Raw genomic sequence first — 3,542 nt, forward strand, 5'->3', positions numbered from 1 at the left:
CGCGCGGCTCCGCCCCGAAAATATTTTGGCCCAACGGGCTGTGAGGGGAATGAAGGGGGAGTGGGTCCCTTCCGCCTCCTCACGAGCGCCTTCAACCGAATGGGGCCAGTCTGAATCGTTACACCGTCTCATATCCTAAACATCGACGGAGCAGGCAATGAGCGTGAAACCCTCCTTTCGTGTTGCGATCTTGGGCGCCACAGGGATGGTAGGCCAGTGGTTGGTGCATCTGTTGGACCACCATCCATGGTTCCGAGTGGTTGCCCTGACCGGGTCCGATCGCTCGGTCGGCCGCCCGTACGGGGAGGCGTGCCGCTGGCTGCTGGGGGCACCGATGCCGGAATGGGCCGCCCAGATGATCGTGAGGCCGACCGAACCGGAGCTGGATGCGGAGATCGTGATCTCCGCCCTGCCCTCGGAGATCGCCCGCGAGGTGGAGCCCCGTTTCGCCGCAGCGGGGTATCTGGTGGCCAGCAACGCCTCCGCGTATCGCATGGCCGAGGATGTGCCGCTGGTGATGCCCGATGTGAACTTCGACCATATTGGGTTGATCGCGCGCCAGAGGGCAACCCGGAATTGGTCTGGGACCCTGTTGACCAATCCGAACTGCACCACCACCGCGGCCGTTCTTCCCCTGAAGGCGCTGATGCCCTATGGGGTCCGCCGGGTCCATCTGGTGAGCCTCCAGGCGCTCTCCGGAGCCGGGTACCCAGGGGTGCCTTCCCTCGAGATCGTCGATAACATCCTGCCCTACATCCCCGGCGAGGAGGAGAAGCTGGAACGGGAACCCCGCAAGCTGCTAGGGCGGTTCGTCGACGGAGCCGTGGAGGAGGCTGGTCTGGTCATCAGCGCCCAAACGAACCGGGTTCCGACCTTGGATGGGCATCTGGTCTGCATATCTGTAGAGCTAGAGGAAGCCATCTCCCCAGAGGAAACGATGCGGGCGATGCGGGGTTATCGCCCGCCGGAGGAAGTGGCGGACCTCCCGAGCGCCGTGGCTCAGCCCATCGTGGTGCGGACCGAGCCCGACCGCCCGCAGCCCCGGCTGGATCGGATGGCGGGGGATGGGATGAGCGTGGTGGTGGGGCGGGTGCAGCGCTGCCCGGTGTTCACCCTGAAATTCGTAGCCCTCACTCATAACACCATCCGGGGCGCGGCCGGTGCCGCCCTCTTCAACGCCGAGGCCGCTCTGCGGTGGATGGGGAAGGTGTAGCCGTTGAGCTCCAGGCAGCCACCCCTTTTGCCGTGCGGGGAGAAAGGAGATTCGCCTCTTGGTGGGGTGCGGGCTGCCGAAGGCGGTTCTCCCAAGGCCAGAGGCCAGATGGTCAGGAAGAAGCTTGATCCATGAGGGCATCTTGTGGTATGGTAAAAATGCTTTTGTAGATCATGGGCTCCTGGGTAGCGTTCACAGCGTCGAGGGGGCAGTCTCCATACCGATAGAGAGCGACGCAAAGCCCATCGCACACCCCGAAATGTGCCCCCTGTCAGCCCCGAGAGATCTTGTGGATGTTCCGTCCCTCGCTCTTCATCTGAACATATCCAGCAGAGAACGGATGGCCAGACCACCCTGCTATAGGATGTGGGTGTAGATCATGGTCGTCCGCACATCCTTGTGGCCCAGCAGCTCCTGGACGGTGCGGATGTCGTATCCGGCCTGGAGGAGGTGGGTGGCGAAAGAATGCCGCAGCGTGTGCGGGGTCACCCGTTTCTGGATGCCCGCCCTCAACTTTCCTCTTTCCTCATCCCGCCCCCAGCGGCTTCGCCGCTACCCCCTCCCCTCTCCTGTTTCAGTCAGGAGAGGGGAGGGGGTGGCCCGAAGGGCCGGGGGAGGGGTGAGGTAGACCTCGCCACAGCCGGCGGCCAGGTCCTCCTCGTGGAGCAGGCGTACCCGTTCTGTCTGGCGGCGGAGTTCGGGGATGACCGTCTCCGGCAGGGGGACGATGTGGTCCTTCTCGCCCTTGCCGTCCCGGACGGTGATGGTGCGGTACTCAAAGTCCATGTCCTGGATGCGCAGGCGGACGCACTCCATCAGGCGGAGGCCGGAGCTGTAGAGGAGTTGGGCCATCAATTTGTAGACGCCGTCCAGGTGGCTCAGAAGGCGCAGGACCTCGTCGCGGGTGAGGATGGTGGGGAGGCGTTGGGGTCGTTTGGCCGAAGGGAGGAAGACGGGATTAATCTCCATGGGGAGGACCTCGCGGTAGAGGAAGAAGTAGAGGAAGTAGGGGCAAAGCGCCGCTTTGCCCCTACAGGGCCTGGTTCTGGGCGGAGGCGGCGACGTTCCCTTCCGGGGCGCCCATCCTTCGCTCCGCTCAGGACGCCGTTTCGACGGGGTGGCGTCAGGGTTTGGAGGATAGCGGGCTTCGCAGGCGCTTGTGGGCAGGTGGTTGGCTTTCAAGGTAGTGTTGAGTGGTGCGGATGTCAGCGTGTCCCATGAGCTTCTGGATATCGTCGAGCTGGTAACCGGCCTCTTTAAGCCGAAGGGCGAAGGCGGCACGCAGGGTATGGGCCGTGGCGCGTTTGGTGATGCCGGCAGCACGGACGGCGGTGGTGATAGCCCGTTGGACGCCGCTGGGGTGCAGGTGATGCCGCTTGACCGTGTAGGTGCGGGGGTCTACGGAGAGGTCACGGGAGGGGAACAGGTATTGCCAATCCCAGGATGTTTCGGCCCCGGGGTATTTGCGGGCCAGGGCCGGGGGCATGGAGACCGGGACATCGGGGTGGGCGTTGTAGAGGCGGCGCACCTGCTCAAGGTGGGCGTGGAGGCGTTGGAGGAAGCGTTCCTCGTCGGGGAGGAAGGTCACGCGGTCGCGGTTGGACTTGGTATCACGAATAGTGATGAGCGAGTTTTCAAAGTCAAGGTCCTGGATACGTAGGCGCAGGGCTTCCAGGAGGCGCAGGCCGCTTCCATAGAGGAAGCAGGCAACGAGATAGGGTGCGCCGTCCAGGTGGGCGAGGATGCGTAGGCATTCGTCATGACTGAGGTAGGGCTGGACGTAGGTGGTCTTCTTGGCGCGGAGGGCGTGCAAAGTCGCCGAGAGGGATGCCGAGGACTTCCTGGTAGAGGAACAGAAGGGCAGCGAGGGCCTGGTTCTGAGTGGAGGCGGAGACCTGTTCATGAACAGCGAGATGGGTGAGGAAGGCTTCGACCTCTGGTGTGCCCATGGTGGCGGGGTGGCGCAGTTTGTGGAAGCGGACAAAACGTTCGTACCAATGGACATAGGCTTTCTCGGTGCGGATGGAGTACCCGCGCAATCGAACGGCCTCGCGGAGGCGGTCGGCGAGTTTCTTCTCCGGCATGATTGTGTGATTGTTCAAAAATCGGCAGCACGGTGGCAAGGCGGGATCGCCCTGCGGAGTCCCTGTTTTTCTTTTTCCCCTTTAGCCCAACACCATCGCCAGGTGGGCTCCACCTCGCTTCAAGGGATTTCCACACCCGGCCAGAAGCCGATTCCCGTTCACCGCCGACTCCTCCCGCTTATACCCTCGCATCGTCCGATAGCGCTCCTTCATCCACCACCTAATCGCTCGCTCGCATGGTGGGT

The 3,542-nt window shown here is 63.4% G+C and carries 5 protein-coding genes; 1 reads left to right on the top strand and 4 read right to left on the bottom strand.

From position 1 onward, the window contains the following. The first annotated feature begins 157 nt into the window (after window positions 1–157). Entirely contained in the window at window positions 158–1,213 is a 1,056-nt protein-coding gene (asd, locus tag ACFMO5_RS01455; RefSeq protein WP_376790995.1) for an aspartate-semialdehyde dehydrogenase, read from the top strand. Between the two features lie 357 nt (window positions 1,214–1,570). On the opposite strand, the gene ACFMO5_RS01460 is transcribed toward asd, so the two are convergent. From ACFMO5_RS01460 to ACFMO5_RS01475, 4 genes are all read right to left on the bottom strand, one after another. Next, window positions 1,571–1,726, bottom strand: coding sequence for a tyrosine-type recombinase/integrase (locus tag ACFMO5_RS01460; protein WP_376790996.1), 156 nt, complete (start codon window positions 1,724–1,726; stop codon window positions 1,571–1,573). A 39-nt stretch (window positions 1,727–1,765) separates the two neighbouring features. Next, window positions 1,766–2,182 (bottom strand): tyrosine-type recombinase/integrase, encoded by a 417-nt coding sequence (locus ACFMO5_RS01465; RefSeq protein WP_376790997.1) that lies wholly within the window; start codon window positions 2,180–2,182, stop codon window positions 1,766–1,768. Between the two features lie 154 nt (window positions 2,183–2,336). After that, window positions 2,337–3,026, bottom strand: coding sequence for a tyrosine-type recombinase/integrase (locus tag ACFMO5_RS01470; RefSeq protein WP_376790998.1), 690 nt, complete (start codon window positions 3,024–3,026; stop codon window positions 2,337–2,339). Then, entirely contained in the window at window positions 2,971–3,297 is a 327-nt protein-coding gene (locus tag ACFMO5_RS01475; RefSeq protein ID WP_376790999.1) for a phage integrase N-terminal SAM-like domain-containing protein, read from the bottom strand. Before ACFMO5_RS01475 ends, ACFMO5_RS01470 begins: the two co-directional genes overlap by 56 nt. Between the last annotated feature and the right edge of the window lie 245 nt (window positions 3,298–3,542).

It is taken from the genome of Thermoflexus sp., from assembly GCF_042408365.1.
Lineage (GTDB): Bacteria > Chloroflexota > Anaerolineae > Thermoflexales > Thermoflexaceae > Thermoflexus.

Bases quoted from the DNA above. Each gene is read 5' to 3' on its own strand.
- asd (WP_376790995.1), top strand. From the start codon at position 158: ATGAGCGTGAAACCCTCCTTTCGTGTTGCGATCTTGGGCGCCACAGGG.
- ACFMO5_RS01465 (WP_376790997.1), bottom strand. From the start codon at position 2,182: ATGGAGATTAATCCCGTCTTCCTCCCTTCGGCCAAACGACCCCAACGC.
- ACFMO5_RS01475 (WP_376790999.1), bottom strand. From the start codon at position 3,297: ATGCCGGAGAAGAAACTCGCCGACCGCCTCCGCGAGGCCGTTCGATTG.